This is a genomic window from Streptomyces sp. NPDC003456, assembly GCF_042878735.1.
Classification (GTDB): Bacteria; Actinomycetota; Actinomycetes; order Streptomycetales; family Streptomycetaceae; genus Streptomyces.
Window position 1 is genome coordinate 82,056 of sequence record NZ_JBIAOK010000008.1, and the last position, 22,885, is coordinate 104,940.

18 protein-coding genes are annotated in these 22,885 nt (G+C 72.7%); 2 read left to right on the forward strand and 16 right to left on the reverse strand.

What is annotated here, in order from left to right; genetic code table 11:
• Nucleotides 1–18: 18 nt before the first annotated feature.
• Nucleotides 19–2,163 carry an MMPL family transporter gene (locus ACFYWG_RS29885; RefSeq protein ID WP_389204225.1) on the forward strand — a complete coding sequence of 715 codons (2,145 nt, stop codon included), beginning with the start codon at nucleotides 19–21 and terminating at the stop codon, nucleotides 2,161–2,163.
• A gap of 73 nt (nucleotides 2,164–2,236) precedes the next feature.
• Here ACFYWG_RS29885 and ACFYWG_RS29890 read toward each other — a convergent pair whose 3' ends face one another.
• Nucleotides 2,237–3,655: an RsmB/NOP family class I SAM-dependent RNA methyltransferase gene (locus ACFYWG_RS29890; RefSeq protein ID WP_389204227.1), complete on the reverse strand. Its 1,419-nt coding sequence runs from the start codon at nucleotides 3,653–3,655 to the stop codon at nucleotides 2,237–2,239.
• Between the two features lie 385 nt (nucleotides 3,656–4,040).
• Nucleotides 4,041–4,973: a methionyl-tRNA formyltransferase gene (fmt, locus tag ACFYWG_RS29895; RefSeq protein WP_383508309.1), complete on the reverse strand. Its 933-nt coding sequence runs from the start codon at nucleotides 4,971–4,973 to the stop codon at nucleotides 4,041–4,043.
• Between the two features lie 248 nt (nucleotides 4,974–5,221).
• Between fmt and ACFYWG_RS29900 the strand changes: the two genes are divergently transcribed.
• Nucleotides 5,222–5,767 carry a hypothetical protein gene (locus ACFYWG_RS29900; RefSeq protein ID WP_389204228.1) on the forward strand — a complete coding sequence of 182 codons (546 nt, stop codon included), beginning with the start codon at nucleotides 5,222–5,224 and terminating at the stop codon, nucleotides 5,765–5,767.
• 228 nt (nucleotides 5,768–5,995) lie between these two features.
• On the opposite strand, the gene ACFYWG_RS29905 is transcribed toward ACFYWG_RS29900, so the two are convergent.
• From ACFYWG_RS29905 to pyrR, 14 genes are all read right to left on the reverse strand, one after another.
• The gene (locus ACFYWG_RS29905) at nucleotides 5,996–8,149 is read right to left on the reverse strand and encodes a primosomal protein N' (RefSeq protein WP_389204229.1); all 2,154 of its coding nucleotides are present in this window, start codon (nucleotides 8,147–8,149) and stop codon (nucleotides 5,996–5,998) included.
• A gap of 154 nt (nucleotides 8,150–8,303) precedes the next feature.
• Nucleotides 8,304–9,512, reverse strand: a complete 1,209-nt coding sequence (gene metK / locus ACFYWG_RS29910; RefSeq protein WP_376331580.1) for a methionine adenosyltransferase — start codon at nucleotides 9,510–9,512, stop codon at nucleotides 8,304–8,306.
• A gap of 237 nt (nucleotides 9,513–9,749) precedes the next feature.
• Complete coding sequence (gene coaBC, locus ACFYWG_RS29915) at nucleotides 9,750–10,952, reverse strand: bifunctional phosphopantothenoylcysteine decarboxylase/phosphopantothenate--cysteine ligase CoaBC (protein WP_389204230.1); 1,203 nt, start codon at nucleotides 10,950–10,952, stop codon at nucleotides 9,750–9,752.
• A gap of 107 nt (nucleotides 10,953–11,059) precedes the next feature.
• Complete coding sequence (gene rpoZ / locus ACFYWG_RS29920) at nucleotides 11,060–11,332, reverse strand: DNA-directed RNA polymerase subunit omega (protein ID WP_003988945.1); 273 nt, start codon at nucleotides 11,330–11,332, stop codon at nucleotides 11,060–11,062.
• A gap of 70 nt (nucleotides 11,333–11,402) precedes the next feature.
• Nucleotides 11,403–11,996: a guanylate kinase gene (gmk, locus tag ACFYWG_RS29925; RefSeq protein ID WP_383508293.1), complete on the reverse strand. Its 594-nt coding sequence runs from the start codon at nucleotides 11,994–11,996 to the stop codon at nucleotides 11,403–11,405.
• A 58-nt stretch (nucleotides 11,997–12,054) separates the two neighbouring features.
• Nucleotides 12,055–12,378 carry an integration host factor gene (locus ACFYWG_RS29930; RefSeq protein WP_003977346.1) on the reverse strand — a complete coding sequence of 108 codons (324 nt, stop codon included), beginning with the start codon at nucleotides 12,376–12,378 and terminating at the stop codon, nucleotides 12,055–12,057.
• A gap of 276 nt (nucleotides 12,379–12,654) precedes the next feature.
• Complete coding sequence (gene pyrF, locus ACFYWG_RS29935; protein WP_383508297.1) at nucleotides 12,655–13,500, reverse strand: orotidine-5'-phosphate decarboxylase; 846 nt, start codon at nucleotides 13,498–13,500, stop codon at nucleotides 12,655–12,657.
• On the reverse strand, nucleotides 13,497–14,603 hold the full coding sequence (locus ACFYWG_RS29940; protein WP_383508300.1) for a quinone-dependent dihydroorotate dehydrogenase: 1,107 nt from the start codon (nucleotides 14,601–14,603) through the stop codon (nucleotides 13,497–13,499). Before ACFYWG_RS29940 ends, pyrF begins: the two co-directional genes overlap by 4 nt.
• A 70-nt stretch (nucleotides 14,604–14,673) precedes the next feature.
• A complete protein-coding gene (carB, locus tag ACFYWG_RS29945) occupies nucleotides 14,674–17,982 on the reverse strand; it encodes a carbamoyl-phosphate synthase large subunit (RefSeq protein ID WP_376331590.1) in 3,309 nt (1,102 codons plus the stop codon).
• Nucleotides 17,975–19,117 carry a glutamine-hydrolyzing carbamoyl-phosphate synthase small subunit gene (carA, locus tag ACFYWG_RS29950; RefSeq protein ID WP_376331592.1) on the reverse strand — a complete coding sequence of 381 codons (1,143 nt, stop codon included), beginning with the start codon at nucleotides 19,115–19,117 and terminating at the stop codon, nucleotides 17,975–17,977. Before carA ends, carB begins: the two co-directional genes overlap by 8 nt.
• A complete protein-coding gene (locus tag ACFYWG_RS29955) occupies nucleotides 19,114–19,683 on the reverse strand; it encodes a hypothetical protein (RefSeq protein WP_389204231.1) in 570 nt (189 codons plus the stop codon). Before ACFYWG_RS29955 ends, carA begins: the two co-directional genes overlap by 4 nt.
• On the reverse strand, nucleotides 19,680–20,966 hold the full coding sequence (locus ACFYWG_RS29960) for a dihydroorotase (RefSeq protein WP_376331594.1): 1,287 nt from the start codon (nucleotides 20,964–20,966) through the stop codon (nucleotides 19,680–19,682). Before ACFYWG_RS29960 ends, ACFYWG_RS29955 begins: the two co-directional genes overlap by 4 nt.
• 5 nt (nucleotides 20,967–20,971) lie before the next feature.
• Entirely contained in the window at nucleotides 20,972–22,000 is a 1,029-nt protein-coding gene (locus ACFYWG_RS29965; protein WP_376331595.1) for an aspartate carbamoyltransferase catalytic subunit, read from the reverse strand.
• A 103-nt stretch (nucleotides 22,001–22,103) separates the two neighbouring features.
• Nucleotides 22,104–22,670, reverse strand: a complete 567-nt coding sequence (gene pyrR / locus ACFYWG_RS29970; RefSeq protein ID WP_376331597.1) for a bifunctional pyr operon transcriptional regulator/uracil phosphoribosyltransferase PyrR — start codon at nucleotides 22,668–22,670, stop codon at nucleotides 22,104–22,106.
• Nucleotides 22,671–22,885: the final 215 nt, after the last annotated feature.

Genomic DNA, 22,885 nt, shown 5'->3' on the forward strand with positions numbered 1-22,885 from the left:
GGAAGCGAAGGGGTCGCCATGAACAAGGGCGTCGCGCATCTCGTCTGCGGGCGGCGGGCCAAGTGGCTGGTGGTGGTGCTGTGGCTGGTGGTGCTCTTCGTCGCCGCGCCCTTCGCCATGAAGCTGACCGACGCCCAGGACAACGACGCGGCGTCCTGGCTGCCCGGGTCCGCCGAGTCCACGCAGGTGCTGCAGGAGTCGGAGAACTTCCGGCCGGAGCAGATCCCGGCGGTGGTGATCTACGCGCGGGAGGCCGGGCTGACCGCCCAGGACCGGGTGCGGATCGCCGAGGACGTGCGCGAGCTCAAGGAACTGAGCGACCACGGCATCCGGGGCGCGGAGACGCGGGGACCGGTGTTCGACCGGCGCACCGACCCCCGGGCCGCGCAGGTGTTCGTGCCGATCACCATGGACGAGAAGGGCTGGGAGCGGATCTCCCCCGCGGTGGAGTCCATCCGCGACGACGTCGGCGAGAGCGGCGGCGGCCTGGCCGTGCACGTCACCGGTCCGGGCGGTACCGCCGCCGACTCGGCGGAGGCCTTCGAGGGCATCGACTCGACGCTGCTGTTCGCGGCGATGGCCGTCGTCATCGTCATGCTGCTCATCACCTACCGCAGCATCACCCTGCTGCTGGTGCCCCTGGTCTCGGTGGTGTGCGCCCTGTTCGCCGCGCAGGCGCTGATCTACGTCCTGGCCGAGCACGCGGGCCTGACGGTCAACGGCCAGAGCGCCGGCATCCTCACCGTGCTGGTCTTCGGCGCGGGCACGGACTACGCGCTGCTGCTGGTGGCCCGCTACCGGGAGGAGCTGCGCCGGCACGAGGACCGGCACGAGGCGATGGCGCTGGCCCTGCACCGGGCGGGCCCGGCCGTGCTGGCCTCCGGCGCGACCGTGGTGCTGAGCATGCTGGTGCTGCTGACCGCCGAGATGAACTCCACCAGCGGCCTGGGGCCCGTCGCCGCGATCGGTGTCGCCGTCGCCCTGCTGGCGATGATGAGCCTGTTCCCGGCCCTGCTGGTCGTCTGCGGCCGCTGGATCTTCTGGCCGGTGATCCCGCACCTGGGCTCGGCCGAGCCGACCGAGCGGGGCGTCTGGGCGCGCACCGGCCGGCGGATCGCCCGCCGCCCGCGCACGATCTGGGCCGCCACGGCGCTGGCGCTGGCGGTCTGCTCCCTGGGGCTGATCCAGCTGCGGGCCGAGGGCATCGCCAACGCGGACTCCTTCACCGGCGAGCCGGACTCCATCACCGGCCAGCAGGTCTCGGCCCGCTACTTCCCGGCGGGCAGCGGCGACCCGCTGGTCGTGATCAGCAACCGGGAGCAGGCCGTCGAAGTGGGCCGGACCGTCGCGCAGACCCCGGGTGTGGTGCCGCAGTCGCTCGGGCTGCCGCCGGGGACCAGCCCGGGATTCGAGGGCCGGGTCCTGTTCGAGGCGACGATGACGGCCCCGGCGGACAGCGAGGCCGCGAAACAGACGGTCGAGCGGGTCCGCGACGCCGTGCACGCGGTACCGGAGGCCGACGCCAAGGTGGGCGGCGGTACGGCGGCCCTGCTCGACATGGACAAGGCGACCACGCGCGACAACCTGCTGATCATCCCGCTGGTGCTGCTGGTCGTCCTGCTGATCCTCTGCGTCCTGCTGCGGGCGCTGATCGCCCCGCTGCTGCTGATCGGCACGGTGATCCTGTCGTTCACGGCGGCCCTCGGCATCAGCGCGCTCGCGTTCCGGTACGTCTTCGACTACGCGGGCGAGCCGACCGACTTCCCGCTGTTCGTGTTCGTGTTCCTGGTCGCCCTGGGCATCGACTACAACATCTTCCTGACCACCCGGGTCCGCGAGGAGGCGACCCACCAGGGCACCAGAGCGGGCGTGGTCACGGGTCTGGCCGCCACCGGCGCGGTCATCACCTCCGCCGGGCTGGTCCTGGCCGGGACGTTCGCCGCGCTCGGCACCCTGCCGATCGTCGCCTTCGCCGAGATCGGTTTCGCGGTCGCGCTGGGCGTCCTCATCGACACGTTCATCGTGCGCTCGGTGCTGGTGACGGCCCTGTTCCTGGACGTCGGCCCGAAGGTGTGGTGGCCGCACCGACTGGCCCGCGAGGACGGCGGGGCGAGAGCGCCCCGGGCACCCGCCGGGGCGGCGACCGGCCGGCCGGGCGAGTGACGGGCGCGGGCGGGCGGCCGGTCGGCGGCCCGGGTGACTGAGCCGGGCCGGGGCGGACGTCCGCCGGCCGGGGTCAGCCGGTCCGGCGGACGAGCGCCAGGTACATCGCGTCGGTCCCGTGCAGGTGCGGCCACAGCTGCACGTCGGGCCCCTCCCCCAGGTCCGGGACGCCCGGCAGCAGCGGCCGCGCGTCGATCAGGTCGGTCTGCGGGAACTGCTTGAGCACGTCGGCGACCACGGCCCGGGTCTCGGCGAGATGCGGCGAGCACGTCGCGTAGCCGACGACACCGCCCACGCGCACCGACTCCAGGGCGGTGCGCAGCAACCCGCGCTGGAGCGGCGCGAACCCGTCCAGGTCCTCCGGGCGGCGCCGCCAGCGCGCCTCGGGACGGCGGCGCAGGGCGCCCAGACCGGTGCAGGGCACGTCGACCAGCACCCGGTCGAAACTGCCGGGCCGCCACGCGGGACGGGTCCCGTCCGCGGCGATCACCTGGTACGGCCCGGGATTGCCGTCCAGGGCACGCGCCACCAGCCCGGCCCGGTGGGTCTGCTTCTCGGAGGCGACGAGCAGCGCGCCCCGCTGCGCGGCCAGGGCACCCAGCAGCGCGGCCTTGCCGCCCGGCCCGGCGCACCCGTCCAGCCATCGCCGGTCGGCCCCTTCCAGCGTCGCGTTCGCCAGGGCGATCGCGACGAGCTGGCTGCCTTCGTCCTGCACGCCCGCGCGCCCGTCGCGTACGGCGGCGACGGCACCCGGCTCCCCGCCCTCGCTCAGCCGCACGGCGTACGGCGACCAGCGCCCCGGCACGGCGGCGTCCTCGCCCAGCAGTTCCTCGGCAGCGGAGCGCCCGGGCCGGGCCACGAGAGTCACCTCGGGCCGCTCGTTGTCGGCGCGCAGCAGCTCCTCGATGCCGGCGCGCCCGCCGCCCAGCGAGTCCCACAGCGCGGACACGACCCACCGCGGGTGCGAGTGCACCACGGCGAGGTGGTCCTCGGGGTCGTCGTCGTACGGGGGCGCGACCCGCTCCAGCCAGCCGTCCAGGTCGTCCTGCGCGACCTTGCGCAGCACCGCGTTGACGAACTTCGCCCGCCCGTCGCCCAGGACGACCCGCGCGAGTTCGACGGTGGCCGAGACGGCCGCGTGGGTCGGGATGCGCGTGCCGAGCAACTGGTGCGCCCCGAGGCTCAGCACGTCCAGCACCGGCGGGTCGACCTCGCCGAGCGGCCGGTCCACACAGGCCGACAGCACCGCGTCGTAGGTCCCCTGCCGCCGCAGCGTCCCGTACACCAGCTCCGTGGCCAGCGCCGCGTCCCGGGCGTCGAAGTCGTCCTGCTCACGGGCCTTGCGCAGCAGGGGCGGCAGTACGAGGTTGGCGTAGGCGTCGCGCTCGTCCACGGCCCTGAGCGCCTCGAAGGCGAGGATGCGGACAGGGTCCTTCTTGGGCCGGCGGTAGGGCTTGCCGGACGTGCGGGGCCGGCGGGGCTGCTCACTCACGAAAAAGGTGCTCCGGGTGTGGGAAGAAGTGCGCGACCCAGCCTACGCCGCCGGGTGCCGGCCGACGGGCCGGTGACGAGGGAACGCGGCAGGGTGCCGGCCGACGGGACGGTGACGAGGGAACGCGGCAGGGTGCCGGCCGACGGGACGGTGACGAGGGAACGCGGCAGGGTGCCGGCCGACGGCGGTGGCGAGGGCACGTGGCAGGGTGCCGGCCGACGGCGGTGGCGAGGGGATGTCGCCGGGTGCCGGCCGGCGTAGGTGACGCGGACACAGGGCCCGGCGCCGGGTCGTGGGGGCAGCGGGGTGCCTCGCAGGGGGCGCACCGGCACGGGCATGCGGTCGGAGCCCGTGCCGTGGGGCCCGCGCGGTGGCCGGCGTGGTGTCAGCTGCCAAGCCGCTCCCCTTCGGCGATCCGCACCCCGCGCGCCCAGTCCGCCGCCCGCATCGGCTTCTTGCCCTGGGCCTGCACCCACAGCAGCTCCACCGCGTACGAGCCGGTACCGACGTGCACGTTGTTCTTCCCGGCGGCGATCTCCCCCGGCGCGAGGTCCGTACGGTCGGGCACCGGCGTGACCTGGATGAGCTTGAGCCGCTCGCCGCGGAACGTGGTCCAGGCACCGGGCGCCGGCGTGCAGCCCCGCACGATCCGGTCGACGCGCAGCGCGGGCGCGGACCAGTCCACGTGCGCGTCCTCGACGTTGACCTTCGGCGCCAGGCTCACGCCCTCGGCGGGCTGCGGCACCGCCTTCAGCGTGCCGTCCTCGATGCCGTCCATGGTCGCCGCGAGCAGCCCGGCACCGGCGAACGCGAGCCGCGTCAGCAGGTCCCCGCTGGTGTCGGTGGGCCGGATCTCCTCGGTCACCGTCCCGTACACCGGCCCCGAGTCCAGCCCCTCCTCGATGAGGAACGTCGACGCCCCGGTGATCTCGTCACCGGCCATGATCGCGTGCTGCACGGGCGCCGCGCCCCGCCAGGCGGGCAGCAGCGAGAAGTGCAGGTTCACCCAGCCGTGCGCGGGGACGTCGAGGGCGACCCGGGGCAGCAGGGCGCCGTAGGCGACGACGGGGCAGCAGTCGGGCGCGATCTCCCGCAGCCGCTCCAGGAACTCGGGGTCCCTCGGCTTCACCGGCTTCAGCACCTCGATCCCGGCCTCCTCCGCCCGCTCGGCGACGGGCGACGCCACGAGCCTGCGCCCCCGTCCGGCCGGAGCGTCGGGGCGCGTGACGACGGCGGCCACCTCGTGCCGCCCGGAGGCCAGAAGGGCGTCCAGGGCGGGAACGGCGACCTCGGGTGTACCGGCGAAGACGAGCTTCATGGGGTGCTGGGAGCCTCTCGGGCGGGGGCGGACGACGAGCAACGCCCCAGTCTATGAGCCGGACACGGGAAAGCCGCCGACGGCCGCAGGCCGAGGCGCACGCCCCGCGCACTCAGGCGCGCGCATCTGCTCCTACGCCCCCTCACCGTGACCAGCGGAGCGAATCCGCGTTGGTCAAGACAGAGTTGACCACAGAGGGCCGCAATTCGCGGCCCCTTCCTTTCAACGCCGGTTCGAGAGGCTTGTTCATGGCCGACCACGCAACCCACGACGCCCAGGCTCGGGCCAGCCTGCACTTGCTGGTGCGGGACATCGAGCGGGTCCGCCGGCAGGTGGACGCACTGCGCACCCTGACCGCCCAGCTGGGCAACGTCTACCGCCCGCGCCGCTCCGGCCCGTCCACTGGCTTCGTCGTCTACGGACGCGCACCCGCCCCGACCGTACGTCTCGCCCAGGAGCTCCGGGACAGTGTCGAAACCCTGATGACCGCGGCCGTCGACTTCGACCGCTCCCTCGGCTTCTCGTGGGACGCCGTCGGTTCCGCGCTGGGTGTCACCAAACAGGCGGTGCACCGCCGCTACGGCGCCCGCCGCGCCGCGGCGCAGACGGTCACGGCCGAGCCGGAGCGCGGCACCGAGCCGTCCGGCACGCGCACGGTGAACGTGCCCGCCGGGCTCCCCACGATGCCGACGGTCCCCGCGGCCCGTTCCATGCCGACCCAGCCCACCGCGGGCAGCCCGGCCCTGCGCGACGAGGTGCGGCCCACGGCCTTCCCCGGCCCGCGCAACGGCTGACGTACAGCGGCTGACGCACCACGGCTGACGCACAACGGCTGACGCGCGACGACCGGCGCACAGCGACCGGCGCACGGCGGCCGACGCACGGCGGCCGACGCACATCGGCTGACCCGCGACGGCTCCGCGCCTCACCGCCCGCCCTCCCGGCCCCCTCCGGGAGGGCAGCCGCGCGTCAGGGCCGCGATCCTGCCCGGCGCTCTCCCGGTCGCCGCAGCCGCACGGCCCTCAGCCGATGTCGGCCGGATCGATCCGCACCCACACCCCGGCGCCCTGACCGCTCCCCCGCGCCATCCGCGCCGCCTGCGCGGCCTTGAGGCCCGCCGCCAGGGCCGCGCCCCGGCCCGGCGGCACCCGCACCAGAGCCCGCTCCCACTGCTCCCCGGGCGGCGGGGCCCCGGCCCGCCGTGGCCGCCCCGCGGCCGGCACCGGCAAGGGCACCGGTCCCAGCACCTCGGCCTCGGGCGGGAGATCCGCGTTCCGCAGGAAGTCGGCCACCGCCTCCCCCGGGCCCGACACCGCGGCCATCCGGGACACCGGCGGGAATCCCAGCTCGGCCCGCTCGGCGAGCTCGCGCACCGCGTGCCCGACGGGGTCCCAGCGCACCAACGCCTGCACGGGCCGCAGTGTCGGCTCCGCCACGACCACCACCGTGCCCCCGGCCGGCTGCGGCCGGACCAGGGCCGCGGCCGCGATCCACCGCCGCAACGCGTCCTCCCCGGCGCGCAGATCCGGCCGCCCGAGCATGGCCCAGCCGTCCAGCAGCAGGGCGGCCGCGTAGCCGCCCTCGGCGACGGGCTCCGCCCCCGGCGTGCTGACCACGAGGGCGGGCGCGCCCGGCACCGTGTCCAGCACGTGCTCGCGCCCCGAGGTCCGCACCGGGACCGCGGGGAACGCCCGGCCGAGCTCCTCGGCGGTCCGCCGCGCCCCGACGACCGAGGCACGCAGCCGGAAGCCGCCGCACTCCGGGCAGTGCCAGGCGCCTTCCTCACGGCCGCACCAGCCGCAGCACAGCGCCCCGCCGTCCCGCGTCTCCAGCGGCCCGGAGCAGTGGCGGCACCGCGCGGGCGCCCGGCACTGGGCACAGGCCATGCGCGGCACATAGCCCCGCCGCGGCACCTGCACGAGCACCGGCCCCTGCTTCAGGCCCTCCCTGACGGCCTGCCAGGCGAGGGTGGGGAGCCGCGCCGCCCGGGCGGCCTCGTCCCGGGCGAGGTCCCCGTCCCCGACGGTGCGCACCAGGGGCGCGGACGAGCGCACCTGGTCGCGCCCGGCGACGAGCGGGCGCGCCCAGCCGGTCTCGACGAGCTGTGCGGCCTCCACCGTGCAGGCCCAGCCGCCCAGCAGGAAGCCGCACCGGTCCTGGGCGGCGCGCAGGAGCAGCACCTCGCGGGCGTGCGGCTGCGGGGCGTGCTGCTCGCTGTGGCTGTCGTCGCCGTCGTCCCAGAGGGCCACCAGGCCCAGGTCCGGGACGGGTGCGAACATCGCGGCCCGGGTGCCGATCACGGCCCGCACGGAGCCGCGCCGCACCGCCAGCCACTGCGCGTACCGCTTCTCCGGGCCGGCGTCGGCGGTGAGGACCGCGTGCCTGCCCTCCCCCAGCAGGGCGGTCAGGGCGGCATCGACCCGGGCGACCGCGCGCCCGTCGGGCAGGACCACCAGGGCGCCCCGACCGGACGCCAGCGTCGCCGCGACGGCCCGGGCCAGCTCCTCGCCCCACTGCGGGCCGGGCAGCGCGTTCCACACGGCCCGGGGTGCGCCGCCCGCGGCGAGGGACTGCAGGAACGCCGCCCCGCGCTCGTAGCGCTGCCAGGAACCCGGTTCGGGCGCCGGGGGCGGGGGCAGGGGCTCGGGCGAGGGGCGCTGCTCCGCCCGGGCGTTGCGTGGCGGCACGGCCAGCTGCAGCACGTCGGCGAGGCTGCCCGCGTACCGGTCGGCGACCGCCCGGGCCAGTCCGAGCAGCTCCTCGCTGAGCACCGGCTCGGGCGAGACGACCTGGGCCAGGGCGGCCAGCGGTCCCGCGTAGTCGGACTCGGGCAGCCGCTCGATGAGGAACCCGTCGATCAGGCCGCCGCCCTCGCGGCGTCCGTCCCGCACCCGGTGCCGCCCGGCGCCGAAGCGCACCCGGACCCGGACGCCCGGCCGGGCCTGCTCGTCCAGCTCCTCGGGCACCGCGTAGTCGAAGTACCGGTCGAGGTGGAGCACTCCCTTGTCGACGAGGACGCGGGCGACGGGCAGTTCCTTGGCGAGGGCGGCTCCGCGCCACGTCCGCGGCTTGGCCCGGGGTGTGCTGGCCTTGCGGACGCTCTCGCGGATGAGCGCGAGCTGCTCGGGCGGGGCGCCCTCCGCCCCGCCGCCCGCCTGCTCGTTCTCGCTGCTCACGCCTGCATTCTTACCAAACGCCACTGACAACCGACGGCTGCCGGGTTCCCCGGTGGCGACGGCCGGCACCCGGCCGGACGTCCGCTGCCCGGACGCGGCGAGGCCCGGCCCCCGAAGGGTGCCGGGCCTCGTCACGCGGTGAGGTGTGCCGGGACTAGAGTCCCGCCGCCTTGCGCAGGGCGTCCACGCGGTCGGTGCGCTCCCAGGTGAAGTCCGGCAGCTCGCGGCCGAAGTGGCCGTAGGCGGCGGTCTGGGAGTAGATCGGGCGGAGCAGGTCCAGGTCGCGGATGATGGCGGCCGGGCGCAGGTCGAAGACCTCGTCGATCGCCTTCTCGATGCGGTCGATGTCGACCTTGGCGGTGCCGAAGGTCTCCACGAACAGGCCGACCGGCTCGGCCTTGCCGATCGCGTACGCGACCTGCACCTCGCAGCGCGTGGCCAGGCCCGCGGCCACCACGTTCTTCGCGACCCAGCGCATCGCGTAGGCCGCGGAGCGGTCCACCTTGGACGGGTCCTTGCCGGAGAAGGCACCGCCGCCGTGCCGGGCCATGCCGCCGTAGGTGTCGATGATGATCTTGCGGCCGGTCAGGCCGGCGTCGCCCATCGGGCCGCCGATCTCGAAACGGCCGGTCGGGTTGACCAGGAGGCGGTAGTTCTCCGTGTCGAGCTTGATGCCCTCGTCCAGCAGGGCCTTCAGCTCCGGCTCGACCACGAACTCCTTGATGTCCGGAGCCAGCAGCGAGTCCAGGTCGATGTCGGAGGCGTGCTGCGAGGAGACCACCACGGTGTCCAGGCGGACCGCCTTGTCACCGTCGTACTCGATGGTGACCTGCGTCTTGCCGTCGGGGCGCAGGTAGGGGATCGTGCCGTTCTTGCGGACCTCGGACAGGCGCTTGGACAGGCGGTGGGCGAGGAAGATCGGCAGCGGCATCAGCGTCGGCGTCTCGTCCGTCGCGTAGCCGAACATCAGGCCCTGGTCGCCCGCGCCCTGCTTGTCGAGCTCGTCGTCGTCACCCTCGACACGGGTCTCGTAGGCCGTGTCCACGCCCTGGGCGATGTCCGGGGACTGCGCGCCGATCGACACCGACACGCCGCAGGAGGCGCCGTCGAAGCCCTTCTTGCTGGAGTCGTAGCCGATCTCGAGGATCTTGTTCCGGACCAGCGTCGCGATGTCCGCGTACGTCTTGGTCGTGACCTCGCCGGCCACGTGCACCAGGCCGGTCGTGATCAGGGTCTCGACGGCGACGCGCGAGGTGGGGTCCTCGCGCAGCAGCGCGTCGAGAATGGTGTCGCTGATCTGGTCAGCGATCTTGTCGGGGTGACCCTCGGTCACGGACTCCGAGGTGAACAGGCGACGGGACACAACGCTCCCTGGGGTTGCAGCGGCTGCTGGCTGATCATTGGCGGACGGCGGGGGCTGCACCCGGCGCCGTCCGTGGAACAGTTTACGGGTCACGCTTCGGCCACGGCCCCCCTGTCTCGCCACTCGGGAGCGCTGTGACCTGCGGCACGGGCATTCTGCCCAATTCCGAGCGGCGTTGGCCAGAGGCGCCACGCGCCGATCGGAGCGGTTTCCGGTCGGCGCGCGGTGGACGGGCGCTCAGGCCAGCCGTTCGGCCACGAGGTCCCACACGGTGTCGGCGAGGGCCTCCTTCGGGCCGTGCGGGACCGCTCTCTCGCTGCCGTCGGCGCCGAGCACGACCGCTTCGTTCTCCTCGGAACCGAAGGTCTTGCGCTCGCCCACCTCGTTCACGACGAGCAGGTCGCAGCCCTTGCGCTTGAGCTTGGCGCGGCCGTTGGCCAGCACGTCGTCGGTCTCCGCGGCGAAGCCGACGATCACCTGTCCGGGGCGCGGCCGGTCGGTGGAGATCTCGGCGAGGATGTCCGGATTACGCACCAGGGCGACCGGCTCCGGGTCCCGGCCGTCCTTCTTCTTGATCTTGCCGGTGGCGTAGGCGGCGGGGCGGAAGTCGGCGACGGCCGCCGCCATGACCACGGCGTCGGCGTCGACGGCGGCGGCGAGGACCGCCTCGCGCAGCTGCACGGCCGTGCCGACCGGGACCACGTCCACGCCGGCCGGGTCCGGGAGGGTGCTGTTGGCGGCGACGAGCGTGACCCGGGCGCCGCGGGCGGCGGCGGTGCGGGCGAGGGCGTAGCCCTGCTTGCCGGAGGAGCGGTTGCCGAGGAAGCGGACGGGGTCGAGGGGCTCGCGGGTGCCGCCGGCGCTGATCACGACGTGCCGCCCCGTGAGGTCGGGCTCCCGCACGCCCCGGGCCAGCACCCGGCGGCAGACCTCGAAGAGCTCGGCGGGGTCGGGGAAGCGGCCCTTGCCGGTGTCGGCGCCGGTGAGGCGGCCCACGGCGGGCTCGACGACGAGGGCGCCGCGGCGGCGCAGCGTCGCCACGTTCTCCTGGGTGGCCGGGTGCTCCCACATCTCCGTGTGCATCGCGGGGGCGAAGACGACGGGACATCGGGCGGTGAGCAGGGTGTTGGTGAGCAGGTCGTCGGCGAGACCGTGCGCCGCCTTGGCGAGCAGGTCGGCGGTGGCCGGGGCGACGACGACCAGGTCGGCGTGCTGCCCGATGCGGACGTGCGGGACCTCGTGGACGTCGTCCCAGACCTCGGTGGAGACCGGGTTGCCGGACAGGGCGGACCAGGTGGCGGCCCCGACGAAGTGCAGGGCGGAGGCGGTGGGCACCACGCGCACGTCATGGCCCGACTCGGTCAGCCGCCGCAGCAGCTCACAGGCCTTGTACGCGGCGATGCCGCCGCTGACCCCCAGCACGACCTTCGGCTTGTCCACTGTCTCTCCCCGGACCTCGGCGACGTACATGTCCCATCACACACCACAGGCCCGGCAGTCGGCCTGCCGGGCCTGTGGACAAGTCAGCGTCAAGCTGGAAATCGTACTTACTGCGCCGGGCCCTCGACGGCCTCGGACGTCAGCAGCCCCGCGTTGATCTCGCGGAGGGCGATCGAGAGCGGCTTCTCGTGGACGTGGGTGTCGACGAGCGGACCGACGTACTCGAGGAGGCCCTCGCCGAGCTGCGAGTAGTACGCGTTGATCTGGCGGGCCCGCTTGGCCGCGTAGATCACGAGGCTGTACTTCGAGTCGGTGGCCTCGAGGAGCTCGTCGATCGGCGGGTTGATGATGCCCTCGGGCGCGGAGATGGAAGAGGACACGCTCTACCTTCCGATGGATGGGAAAGAATCTGTCGGGATGATCAGCGAGGACCGGATCGATCAGCGATGGTCACACGACGTCCATCAAGGCTAGCAGCTCGCGCGCCACGTCCTCGACGGAGGTGTTGACCAGGGTGGTGTCGAACTCCGGTTCCGCGGCGAGTTCGATCTTGGCCGCGTCGAGCCTGCGCTCGATGACCTCGGGCGGTTCGGTGCCGCGCCCGGTGAGCCGGCGCACCAGCTCCTCCCAGGAGGGCGGGGCGAGGAACACCAGCTGGGCCTCGGGCATCGACTCCCGCACCAGGCGGGCGCCCTGGAGGTCGATCTCCAGGAGGACCGGCTCACCCTTCTCCAGGCGCTCCTGCACGGCCGCGCGCGGCGTGCCGTAGCGGTTGCCGGCGAACTCGGCCCACTCCAGCAGCTCGCCGTTGGCGATCAGTTTGTCCATCTCGTCGTCGGTGACGAAGAAGTAGTGGACTCCGTGCTGCTCGCCGGGACGGGGCTTGCGGGTCGTCGCCGACACCGAGAGCCAGACCTCGGGGTGCTGCTTGCGCATATGGGCGACGACCGTGCTCTTGCCGACCCCGGAGGGGCCGGAGAGCACGGTCAGCCGCGGACGTGCGTCCGGGGGTACGGGGGACGTCCCCCGGGGTGTTGCTGCCATGCAGCGATTATCCAGCAATCCCGGAGTGCCCGGGACTCGCTTCCCCGGAGTGACCGGTTCAGGAGCCGGTGCTGCCGAACTCGCGCTCGAGGGAGGCGATCTGGTTGGAACCGAGACCCCGCACGCGGCGGCTCTCGGAGATGCCGAGTCGCTCCATGATCTGCTTGGCGCGGACCTTGCCCACGCCCGGCAGCGACTCGAGGAGGGCGGAGACCTTCATCTTGCCGATGACGTCGTTCTCCTGGCCCTGCTTGATGACCTCGTGAAGGGAGGCGCCGGAGTGCTTGAGTCGATTCTTGACCTCGGCCCGCTCCCGGCGAGCCGCGGCGGCCTTTTCGAGCGCGGCTGCGCGCTGTTCAGGGGTAAGGGGCGGAAGAGCCACGCCTACGTCACCTCGGATGTCGAACTGTCGGATACGGACCGGTGAGGAAGCTAGTCGCCCCACACCTGGGGAGGTACGAGCAACACACGCTTGCCCGCTCTCTCGTCGGAGACTAGCGGGCAAGTCCGCCGGAGTCAGCGAGAACAGCGGAAAAGTCCTGGTCAGCCTTCAGGTGAACGGACATTTAGTACATACTGCCCTGGATTTGAGGATGTATTCAGATTCAACTGCTCCTCGGCCCGCCTCCCGAAGGTCCCGTCGATGGTCTGGACCGCCTCAGAAGGACGCCACGGCCTGACGGATCTCCTCCGCGAAGCGTTGCGAGGCGTCACGCAGAGCGACCGGGTCGGGACCGTGGCGCAGCACTCCCCGGCTGACGTTCGGCACGACGTTGCGCACCGCCGGGCCGAAGACCCGGGGAAGATCCGCCGGCGTGGCTCCCTGGGCGCCGATCCCGGGCGCGAGGAGCGGGCCGTTGACGTCCAGGTCGTAGTCCGAGAGGTCACCGAGCGTGGCGCCGACGACCGCGCCGAAGGACCCCAGCGGCTCCTCGCCGGCGTTCTCGGCGGCCAGGTGCGCGAGCATCGCCGCCCCGACGTTCCGGCCGTCCGGGCGCACCGCGTGCTGGACCTCGCCGCCCTCCGGGTTGGAGGTCAGCGCCAGCACGAACAGTCCGGCACCGCTCTCCCGGGCCAGCGCGACGGCCGGGGCGAGCGAGCCGTAGCCGAGGTAGGGCGAGACCGTGAGCGCGTCGGAGAACAGCGGCGCGTCCTTGTGCAGGAAGGACTCGGCGTAGGCGGCCATGGTCGAGCCGATGTCGCCGCGCTTGGCGTCCATCACGACCAGCGCGCCCGCGGCCCGCGCCTCGGCGACCGAGGCCTCCAGGACGGCGACGCCCTTGGAGCCGAAGCGCTCGAAGAACGCGCTCTGCGGCTTGAGCACGGCGACCCGGTCGGCGACCGCCTCGACGACCGTGCGGCTGAACCGCTCCAGGCCGGCCACGTCGTCGTTCAGGCCCCACTCGGCCAGCAGGGACGCGTGCGGGTCGATGCCCACGCACAGCGGGCCGCGTTCGTCCATGGCGCGGCGCAGGCGGGCGCCGAAGGGTTCCAGGGCACTCATGCCGTCTTCCTCACGTCGGCGCCCACCGCGTCGGCGAGCGTGGCGTAGGGGCTGGTCGCCAGGCGCGCGGCGAGCCCCTTGTGGATGGCGCGGGCGTAGAACGGCCCTTCGTAGACGAAGGCGCTGTAGCCCTGCACCAGGGTGGCGCCGGCCAGGATGCGCTGCCAGGCGTCCTCGGCGTTCTCGATGCCGCCGACGCCCACCAGGGTGATCCGGTCCCCCACGCGCGCGTAGAGGCGCCGCAGGACCTCCAGGGACCGCTCCTTCAGGGGCGCCCCGGACAGGCCGCCGGTCTCCTTGACCAGGCCGGGGGCGGACTGCAGGCCGAGCCCCTCGCGCGCGACGGTGGTGTTGGTGGCGATGATCCCGTCCAGGCCGAGTTCCACGGCGAGGTCGGCGACGGCGTCGACGTCCTCGTCGGCGAGGTCCGGCGCGATCTTGACCAGCAGCGGGACGCGCCGCGCGGGCGCGGTCCGGTCGGCGGCCTCGCGCACCGCGCTCAGCAGCGGGCGCAGCGCCTCGGTGGCCTGCAGGTTGCGCAGCCCAGGGGTGTTCGGGGAGGAGACGTTGACGACGAGGTAGTCGGCGTAGGGCGCGAGCCGCTCGGCCGACTTCACGTAGTCGGCGACGGCCTCCTCCTCGGGGACGACCTTGGTCTTGCCGATGTTGACGCCGACGACCGGCTTGAAGACCGGCGTGCGGGAGGCCAGGCGGGCGGCGACGCGGAGCGAGCCGTCGTTGTTGAAGCCCATGCGGTTGATCAGCGCCCGGTCCTCGACCAGGCGGAACAGCCGCTGCTTGGGGTTGCCCGGCTGCGGTTCGCCGGTCACCGTGCCGATCTCGACGTGGTCGAAGCCGAGCATGGCCATGCCGTCGATGCCGACGGCGTTCTTGTCGAAGCCCGCGGCCAGCCCGAAGGGGCCGTGCATGCGCAGCCCCAGGGCCTCGGTGCGCAGCTCCTTGTAGCGGGGTGCGAGGGCGGCCGCCAGGAAGGTGCGCAGCACGGGCACGCCGGCGGCCAGGCGGATCCAGCGGAAGGCGAGGTGGTGCGCCCGCTCGGGGTCCAGCCGTTTGAAGACGAGACGGAAGAAGATCTTGTACATGGTGTCCTCACGAAGACGTGGCGTCCTCAGCAAGAGGGGGACACCGTTTCCGGTGTCCCCCTCGGGGCTGCTAGTCGCGGGCCGCGATCAGGTGTTCCGCGTGTTCCTGGAGCGAGCGGACGCTCACCTCGCCGCGGTTCAGGGCGTCGATGCCCTGGACCGCCGCGGCCAGCGCCTGGACCGTCGTCAGGCAGGGCACGGAGCGCGCCACGGCCGCCGTGCGGATGTCGTAGCCGTCGAGGCGGCCGCCGGTGCCGTACGGGGTGTTGACGATGAGGTCGACCTCGCCGTCGTGGATGAGCTGGACGATGGTCTTCTCGCCGTTCGGGCCGGTGCCCTCGGACTGCTTGCGCACGACCGTGGCGTTGATGCCGTTGCGCTTGAGGACCTCGGCCGTGCCGGAGGTGGCCATCAGCTCGAAGCCGTGCGCGACCAGCTCGCGGGCCGGGAAGATCATCGAGCGCTTGTCGCGGTTGGCGACCGAGATGAACGCGCGGCCCTTGGTGGGCAGCGGCCCGTAGGCGCCGGCCTGCGACTTGGCGTACGCCGTGCCGAAGACGGAGTCGATGCCCATGACCTCGCCGGTGGAGCGCATCTCCGGGCCGAGGATCGTGTCGACGCCCCGGCCGTGGATGTCGCGGAAGCGCGACCACGGCATGACGGCCTCCTTGACGGAGATCGGCGCGTCCAGGGGCAGCTCCCCGCCGTCGCCGGTCGCCGGGAGCAGGCCCTCGGCGCGCAGTTCGGCGACGGTGGCGCCGAGCGAGATGCGGGCGGCGGCCTTGGCCAGCGGCACCGCCGTCGCCTTCGAGGTGAAGGGGACGGTGCGCGAGGCACGCGGGTTGGCCTCCAGCACGTAGAGGATGTCGCCCGCCATCGCGAACTGGATGTTGATCAGGCCGCGTACGCCGACGCCCTTGGCGATGGCCTCGGTGGAGGCGCGCAGGCGCTTGATGTCGAAGCCGCCGAGGGTGATCGGGGGCAGGGCGCACGCCGAGTCGCCGGAGTGGATGCCGGCCTCCTCGATGTGCTCCATGACGCCGCCGAGGTACAGCTCCTCGCCGTCGTACAGGGCGTCGACGTCGATCTCGATGGCGTCGTCGAGGAACCGGTCGACCAGGACCGGCCGGGACGGGCTGATCTCGGTCGACTCGGCGATGTACGCCTCCAGGCGCGTCTCGTCGTAGACGATCTCCATGCCGCGTCCGCCCAGGACGTAGGAGGGGCGCACCAGGACCGGGTAGCCGATCTCGTCGGCGATGGCCTTGGCCTCGGCGAAGGTGGTGGCCGTGCCGTGCTTCGGGGCGGGCAGGCCGGCCTCGGCGAGGACCCGGCCGAAGGCGCCGCGGTCCTCGGCGGCGTGGATGGCCTCCGGGGAGGTGCCGACGATCGGCACGCCGTTGTCCTTCAGCGCCTGCGACAGGCCGAGCGGCGTCTGGCCGCCGAGCTGGACGACGACGCCCGCGACGGGTCCGGCCTGCTGCTCGGCGTGCACGATCTCCAGCACGTCCTCCAGCGTCAGCGGCTCGAAGTAGAGGCGGTCGGAGGTGTCGTAGTCCGTGGAGACGGTCTCCGGGTTGCAGTTGACCATGACCGTCTCGTAGCCCGCGTCGCTCAGCGCGAAGGAGGCGTGGACGCAGGAGTAGTCGAACTCGATGCCCTGGCCGATGCGGTTCGGGCCGGAGCCCAGGATGATGACGGCCGGCTTGGTCCGCGGCGCGACCTCGCTCTCCTCGTCGTAGGAGGAGTAGAAGTACGGCGTCTTCGCGGCGAACTCGGCGGCGCAGGTGTCGACCGTCTTGTAGACCGGGCGGACGCCGAGGGCGTGCCGGACCTCGCGGACGACGTCCTCGCGCAGGCCGCGGATCTCGCCGATCTGCGCGTCGGAGAAGCCGTGCCGCTTGGCCTCGGCGAGCAGGTCGGTCGTCAGCTCGGGGGCCTCGGCCAGCTCGTCGGCGATCTCCTTGATCAGGAAGAGCTGGTCGACGAACCACGGGTCGATCTTCGTGTAGTCGAAGACCTCCTCGGGCGTGGCGCCGGCGCGGACGGCCTGCATGACGGTGTTGATGCGGCCGTCGGTGGGGCGGACGGCCTGCTCCAGCAGCTGCGTCTTGTCGCCCGGGTCGCCGACGAAGGTGAACTGGCTGCCCTTCTTCTCCAGCGAGCGCAGCGCCTTCTGGAAGGCCTCGGTGAAGTTCCGGCCGATGGCCATGGCCTCGCCGACCGACTTCATGGTCGTGGTGAGGGTGGAGTCGGCGCTCGGGAACTTCTCGAAGGCGAAGCGCGGGGCCTTGACGACCACGTAGTCGAGCGTCGGCTCGAAGGAGGCCGGGGTCTCCTGGGTGATGTCGTTCGGGATCTCGTCCAGCGTGTAGCCGACGGCCAGCTTGGCGGCGATCTTGGCGATCGGGAAGCCGGTCGCCTTGGAGGCCAGGGCCGAGGAGCGGGAGACGCGCGGGTTCATCTCGATGACGATGACCCGGCCGTCCTCGGGGTTCACCGCGAACTGGATGTTGCAGCCGCCGGTGTCGACGCCGACCTCGCGGATGATCGCGATGCCGACGTCGCGCAGCACCTGGTACTCGCGGTCGGTCAGCGTCATCGCGGGCGCCACGGTGATGGAGTCGCCGGTGTGCACGCCCATGGGGTCGAAGTTCTCGATGGAGCAGACGACCACGACGTTGTCGTGCTTGTCGCGCATCAGCTCCAGTTCGTACTCCTTCCAGCCGAGGATGGACTCCTCCAGGAGCACCTCGGTGGTCGGCGAGAGGGTGAGGCCCTGGCCGGCGATGCGGCGCAGCTCCTCCTCGTCGTGGGCGAAGCCGGAGCCGGCGCCGCCCATGGTGAAGGAGGGGCGGACCACGACCGGGTAGCCGCCGAGCTCCTCGACGCCCTTGAGGACGTCGTCCATGGAGTGGCAGATGTAGGACCGGGCGGACTCGCCGTGCCCGATCTTCCTGCGGACCTCCTCCACGACCTCCTTGAACAGGTCGCGGTCCTCGCCCTTGTGGATCGCCTCCACGTTGGCGCCGATCAGCTCGACGCCGTACTTGTCGAGGACGCCGTTCTCGTGCAGCGAGATGGCGGTGTTCAGGGCCGTCTGGCCGCCCAGGGTGGGCAGCAGCGCGTCGGGGCGCTCCTTGGCGATGATCTTCTCGACGAACTCGGGGGTGATCGGCTCGACGTAGGTGGCGTCGGCGATCTCCGGGTCGGTCATGATCGTCGCCGGGTTGGAGTTCACGAGGATGACCCGCAGGCCCTCGGACTTCAGCACGCGGCACGCCTGGGTGCCGGAGTAGTCGAACTCGGCGGCCTGGCCGATGACGATCGGGCCGGAGCCGATGACCAGGACGGACTGGATATCGGTGCGCTTAGGCACGCTGGCCCTCCATCAGGGAGACGAAGCGGTCGAACAGGTAGGCGGCGTCGTGCGGGCCCGCTGCCGCTTCGGGGTGGTACTGGACGCTGAAGGCGGGGCGGTCGAGGAGCTGGAGCCCCTCCACCACGTTGTCGTTCAGGCAGACGTGCGACACCTCGGCACGGCCGAACGGGGTCTCGGCGACCTCGTCGAGCGGGGCGTCGACGGCGAAGCCGTGGTTGTGCGCGGTGACCTCGACCTTGCCGGTCGTGCGGTCCTGGACGGGCTGGTTGATCCCGCGGTGGCCGTACTTCAGCTTGTAGGTGCCGAAGCCGAGGGCGCGGCCGAGGATCTGGTTGCCGAAGCAGATGCCGAACAGCGGGGTGCCGCGCTCCAGGACGCCCCGCATGACGGAGACGGGGTGGTCGGCGGTGGCCGGGTCGCCCGGGCCGTTGGAGAAGAAGACGCCGTCCGGGTTGACGGCGTAGACGTCCTCGACGCTCGCGGTGGCCGGGAGGACGTGCACCTCGATGCCGCGCTCGGCCATGCGGTACGGGGTCATGCCCTTGATGCCGAGGTCCACGGCGGCGACGGTGAACTTCTTCTCACCGTGGGCCGGGACGACGTACGCCTCGGTGGTGGCCACCTCGGCGGAGAGGTCGGCGCCCTTCATCTGCGGGGCTTCCTGCACGCGTGCGAGCAGAGCCGCGTCGTCGCGCACGGCGTCGCCGCTGAAGATGCCGACGCGCATGGCGCCGCGCTCGCGCAGGTGGCGGGTGAGGGCGCGGGTGTCGATGCCGGAGATCCCGACGACGCCCTGTGCGGCCAGCTCCTCGTCCAGCGTGCGCCGGGAGCGCCAGCTGGAGGGCACGCGCGCGGGGTCGCGCACGACGTAGCCGGAGACCCAGATGCGCTTGGACTCCATGTCCTCGTCGTTGACGCCGGTGTTGCCGACGTGCGGGGCGGTCATCACCACGACCTGGCGGTGGTACGAGGGGTCGGTGAGGGTCTCCTGGTAGCCGGTCATGCCGGTGGAGAACACCGCTTCGCCGAAGGTCTCCCCCACGGCCCCGTAGGCGCGGCCCCGGAAGATCCGGCCGTCCTCCAGGACGAGTACGGCGGGAGTTCTTGCGGCTCCCCTGGTGGAGGTGGTCATCGTTCGGCGCCTTCCGTGCTGTTCGTTTCGATCATCGAGGTGAGGGCTCGGACCCACTCGTTGTGCTCGGCCGCGTGGTCGGAGCGGAAACCGGAGTCGATCAGCCGGTCGCCGTGCTCCCAGGTGACCACGAGCAGGCCGCCCTCGGTGAGCACCTTGCCGGCGATGCCCTTGTCGAGGCGGGCCTCGCGCAGGGCGGCGGCCGGCACGAAGAAGTCGCTCGCCCCGGGGCGCACGACGTCCAGGCCGGCGTCGGTCAGCGTCAGCTCGGCGCGGCTGCGGGCGCCCAGGCCCCGGGCCACGATGCGGTCGAGCCACTGTCCGGCGGTGGTGGAGCCGTGGTAGCGGCCGGTCATGGTGAGCCGGGCGGGGCCCGGGTCGTCCGGGGCGGTGGGCAGCTCGGGCAGGTCGCCCTGGAGGGTGCCGCGCCACTTCCAGCCCTCGCGCATCAGCCAGTAGACGAGCGCGACGAAGAGGGCGAGGCCGACGACCCAGCCGATGCGGGCGGCCCAGTCGGTCACTTCCGCCGATTCCTTCTCGGCGGCCAGCAGGAGTACAGGTGTCACGTGAGCTTCCCGTCGACGAGCGTGGCCTTGCCCCGCAGCCACGTGTGCGTCACACGGCCCGGCAGCTCGCGGCCCTCGTAGGGCGTGTTGCGGCTGCGCGAGGCGAAGCCCGCGGGGTCCACCAGCCCACGGTATGCCGTGTCGACCAGGGTGAGGTTGGCGGGCTCGCCTGCCGAGACGGGACGGCCCTGGCCGGCGGCCTGTCCGATCTGCGCGGGCTTGACGGACATCCGGTCGGCGACGCCGGCCCAGTCCAGCAGGCCCGTGTCGACCATGGTCTCCTGCACCACCGACAGCGCGGTCTCCAGCCCGACCATGCCCATGGCGGCCGCGGCCCACTCGCAGTCCTTGTCCTCGTGCGGGTGCGGGGCGTGGTCGGTGGCGACGATGTCGATCGTGCCGTCGGCGAGCGCCTCGCGCAGGGCCATCACGTCGCGCTCGGTGCGCAGCGGCGGGTTGACCTTGTAGACGGGGTTGTAGGAGCGGACCAGCTCGTCGGTGAGGAGCAGGTGGTGCGGGGTGACCTCGGCGGTGACCTGGATGCCGCGGGACTTGGCCCAGCGGACGATCTCGACGGACCCGGCGGTCGACAGGTGGCAGATGTGGACGCGCGAGCCGACGTGGTCGGCGAGCAGGACGTCCCGGGCGATGATCGACTCCTCGGCCACCGCCGGCCAGCCGCCGAGACCCAGCTCGGCGGAGACGACGCCCTCGTTCATCTCGGCGCCCTCGGTCAGCCGCGGCTCCTGCGCGTGCTGGGCGACGACACCGCCGAAGGCCTTCACGTACTCCAGGGCCCGGCGCATGATCACGGCGTCGTGGACGCACTTGCCGTCGTCGGAGAAGACGGTGACGCCGGCGGCCGACTCGTGCATGGCGCCCAGCTCGGCGAGCTTCCTGCCCTCCAGGCCGACGGTGACGGCGCCGATGGGCTGCACGTCGCAGTAGCCGTGCTCCTTGCCGAGCCGCCAGACCTGCTCGACGACGCCGGCGGTGTCGGCGACCGGGAAGGTGTTGGCCATGGCGAAGACGGTGGTGAAGCCGCCGGAGGCCGCGGCCCGGGTGCCGGTGAGGACGGTCTCGGAGTCCTCGCGGCCCGGCTCGCGCAGGTGGGTGTGCAGGTCGACCAGGCCCGGCAGCAGCACCTTGCCCCCGGCCTCGACGACCTCGGCGCCCTCGGCGGACAGCCCGCTGCCCACCTCGGCGATGGTCCCGCCGTCGATCAGCACGTCCTGCGGCTCGCCGCCGAGCACCTTCGCACCACGGATCAGGATCTTGCTCATCTGTCTTACTTCTCCTCGGCCGCAGAAGGGGTGTGCGCGGAGCGCTCGTCGGAAGGGTGGTGGTGGGAGACGGGCGGGCGGGTGACGGCGGGCTCGTTCCCACCGAGCAGCAGGTACAGGACGGCCATCCGGATGGAGACGCCGTTGGCCACCTGCTCGACGACCGTGCAGCGGTCGGAGTCGGCGACCTCGGCGGTGATCTCCATGCCGCGGACCATCGGGCCGGGGTGCATCACGATGGCGTGCTCGGGCATCCGCGCCATGCGGTCGCCGTCCAGTCCGTAGCGGCGGGAGTACTCGCGCTCGGTGGGGAAGAAGGCGGCGTTCATGCGCTCGCGCTGGACGCGCAGCATCATCACCGCGTCCGACTTGGTCAGGGTGCTGTCGAGGTCGTAGGAGACCTCGCAGGGCCAGGTGTCGATGCCGACGGGCAGCAGCGTCGGCGGGGCGACGAGGGTGACCTCGGCACCGAGGGTGTGCAGCAGGTCGACGTTGGAGCGGGCGACCCGGCTGTGCAGCACGTCGCCGACGATGGTGATGCGGCGGCCCGCGAGGTCCTGGCCGAGCCCGGCGTCCGGGCCGATCAGGCGGCGGCGCATGGTGAAGGCGTCCAGCAGGGCCTGGGTGGGGTGCTGGTGGGTGCCGTCCCCGGCGTTGACGACGGCGGCGTCGATCCAGCCGGAGTTCGCCAGGCGGTAGGGGGCTCCCGAGGCGCCGTGCCGGATGACCACGGCGTCGACGCCCATGGCCTCCAGGGTCTGGGCGGTGTCCTTCAGGGACTCGCCCTTGGAGACGCTGGAGCCCTTGGCGGAGAAGTTGATGACGTCCGCCGACAGCCGCTTCTCGGCGGCCTCGAAGGAGATCCGGGTCCGGGTGGAGTCCTCGAAGAACAGGTTGACGATCGTGCGGCCGCGCAGGGTCGGCAGCTTCTTGATCGGCCGGTCCGCGACCCGGGCCATCTCCTCGGCGGTGTCGAGGATCAGGACGGCGTCGTCGCGGGTGAGGTCGGCGGCCGAGATGAGATGACGCTGCATCTGTCAGGCTCCGTAAGGCAGTTCAAAACGGGAGGTTCGGGGCAGACGGGCGCGCGTGCGCGCGCACTGAACCGGCGTACGACAGCGGCGTACGCCCGGAGTGCTACTGGGCGGCCGGCTTGGCGCCGAGCAGCACGGTGTCGCGACCGTCCTCCTCGGCGAGCTGGACCTTGACCGTCTCCCGCAGCGACGTGGGGAGGTTCTTGCCGACGTAGTCGGCGCGGATGGGCAGTTCGCGGTGGCCGCGGTCGACGAGGACGGCGAGCTGCACCGCGCGCGGGCGCCCGATGTCGTTCAGGGCGTCGAGGGCGGCGCGGATCGTGCGGCCGGAGAAGAGCACGTCGTCGACGAGGACGACCAGCTTGCCGTCGATGCCGTCACCGGGGATCTCGGTGCGGGCCAGCGCACGCGGCGGGTGCATGCGCAGGTCGTCGCGGTACATGGTGATGTCGAGCGAGCCGCACGGAACCTTGCGCTCGGTGATCTGCTCGAGCTTGTCGGCGATCCTGCGGGCGAGGAAGACGCCCCGGGTCGGAATGCCGAGGAGCACCACGTCGTCGGCGCCCTTGGCGCGTTCGACGATCTCGTGGGCGATACGGGTCAGCACCCGTGCGATGTCGGGCCCTTCCAGAACGGGCCGGGCATCGGACTGCGAGTCGTGCGTGTCCATACGAAACGGACCTCCTTCTCCGCCTCACGGGACGGACCTTAAAGGACGTCGGGATTGCGCCATCCACGGTAGCAGGTCCCCGCGGTCGCCCGAACGGCCCCCACGGTTCACCCATCCGGCCCCCTGCGTGGCCACTACCACGGAAGAGTCGGTGCGGACCATCCGGCTTGACGCGGCAGAGTAACGCTGCGTAACCTCACAGTGAGTTACCAGCC

Coding starts and splice junctions, on each gene's coding strand:
- ACFYWG_RS29885 (WP_389204225.1), top strand. CDS start 19: ATGAACAAGGGCGTCGCGCATCTCGTCTGCGGGCGGCGGGCCAAGTGG.
- ACFYWG_RS29900 (WP_389204228.1), top strand. CDS start 5,222: ATGGCCGACCACGCAACCCACGACGCCCAGGCTCGGGCCAGCCTGCAC.
- carA (WP_376331592.1), bottom strand. CDS start 19,117: ATGACCACCTCCACCAGGGGAGCCGCAAGAACTCCCGCCGTACTCGTC.
- ACFYWG_RS29940 (WP_383508300.1), bottom strand. CDS start 14,603: ATGTACAAGATCTTCTTCCGTCTCGTCTTCAAACGGCTGGACCCCGAG.
- pyrR (WP_376331597.1), bottom strand. CDS start 22,670: ATGGACACGCACGACTCGCAGTCCGATGCCCGGCCCGTTCTGGAAGGG.
- fmt (WP_383508309.1), bottom strand. CDS start 4,973: ATGAAGCTCGTCTTCGCCGGTACACCCGAGGTCGCCGTTCCCGCCCTG.
- ACFYWG_RS29965 (WP_376331595.1), bottom strand. CDS start 22,000: ATGCAGCGTCATCTCATCTCGGCCGCCGACCTCACCCGCGACGACGCC.
- gmk (WP_383508293.1), bottom strand. CDS start 11,996: ATGGCAGCAACACCCCGGGGGACGTCCCCCGTACCCCCGGACGCACGT.
- pyrF (WP_383508297.1), bottom strand. CDS start 13,500: ATGAGTGCCCTGGAACCCTTCGGCGCCCGCCTGCGCCGCGCCATGGAC.
- ACFYWG_RS29960 (WP_376331594.1), bottom strand. CDS start 20,966: ATGAGCAAGATCCTGATCCGTGGTGCGAAGGTGCTCGGCGGCGAGCCG.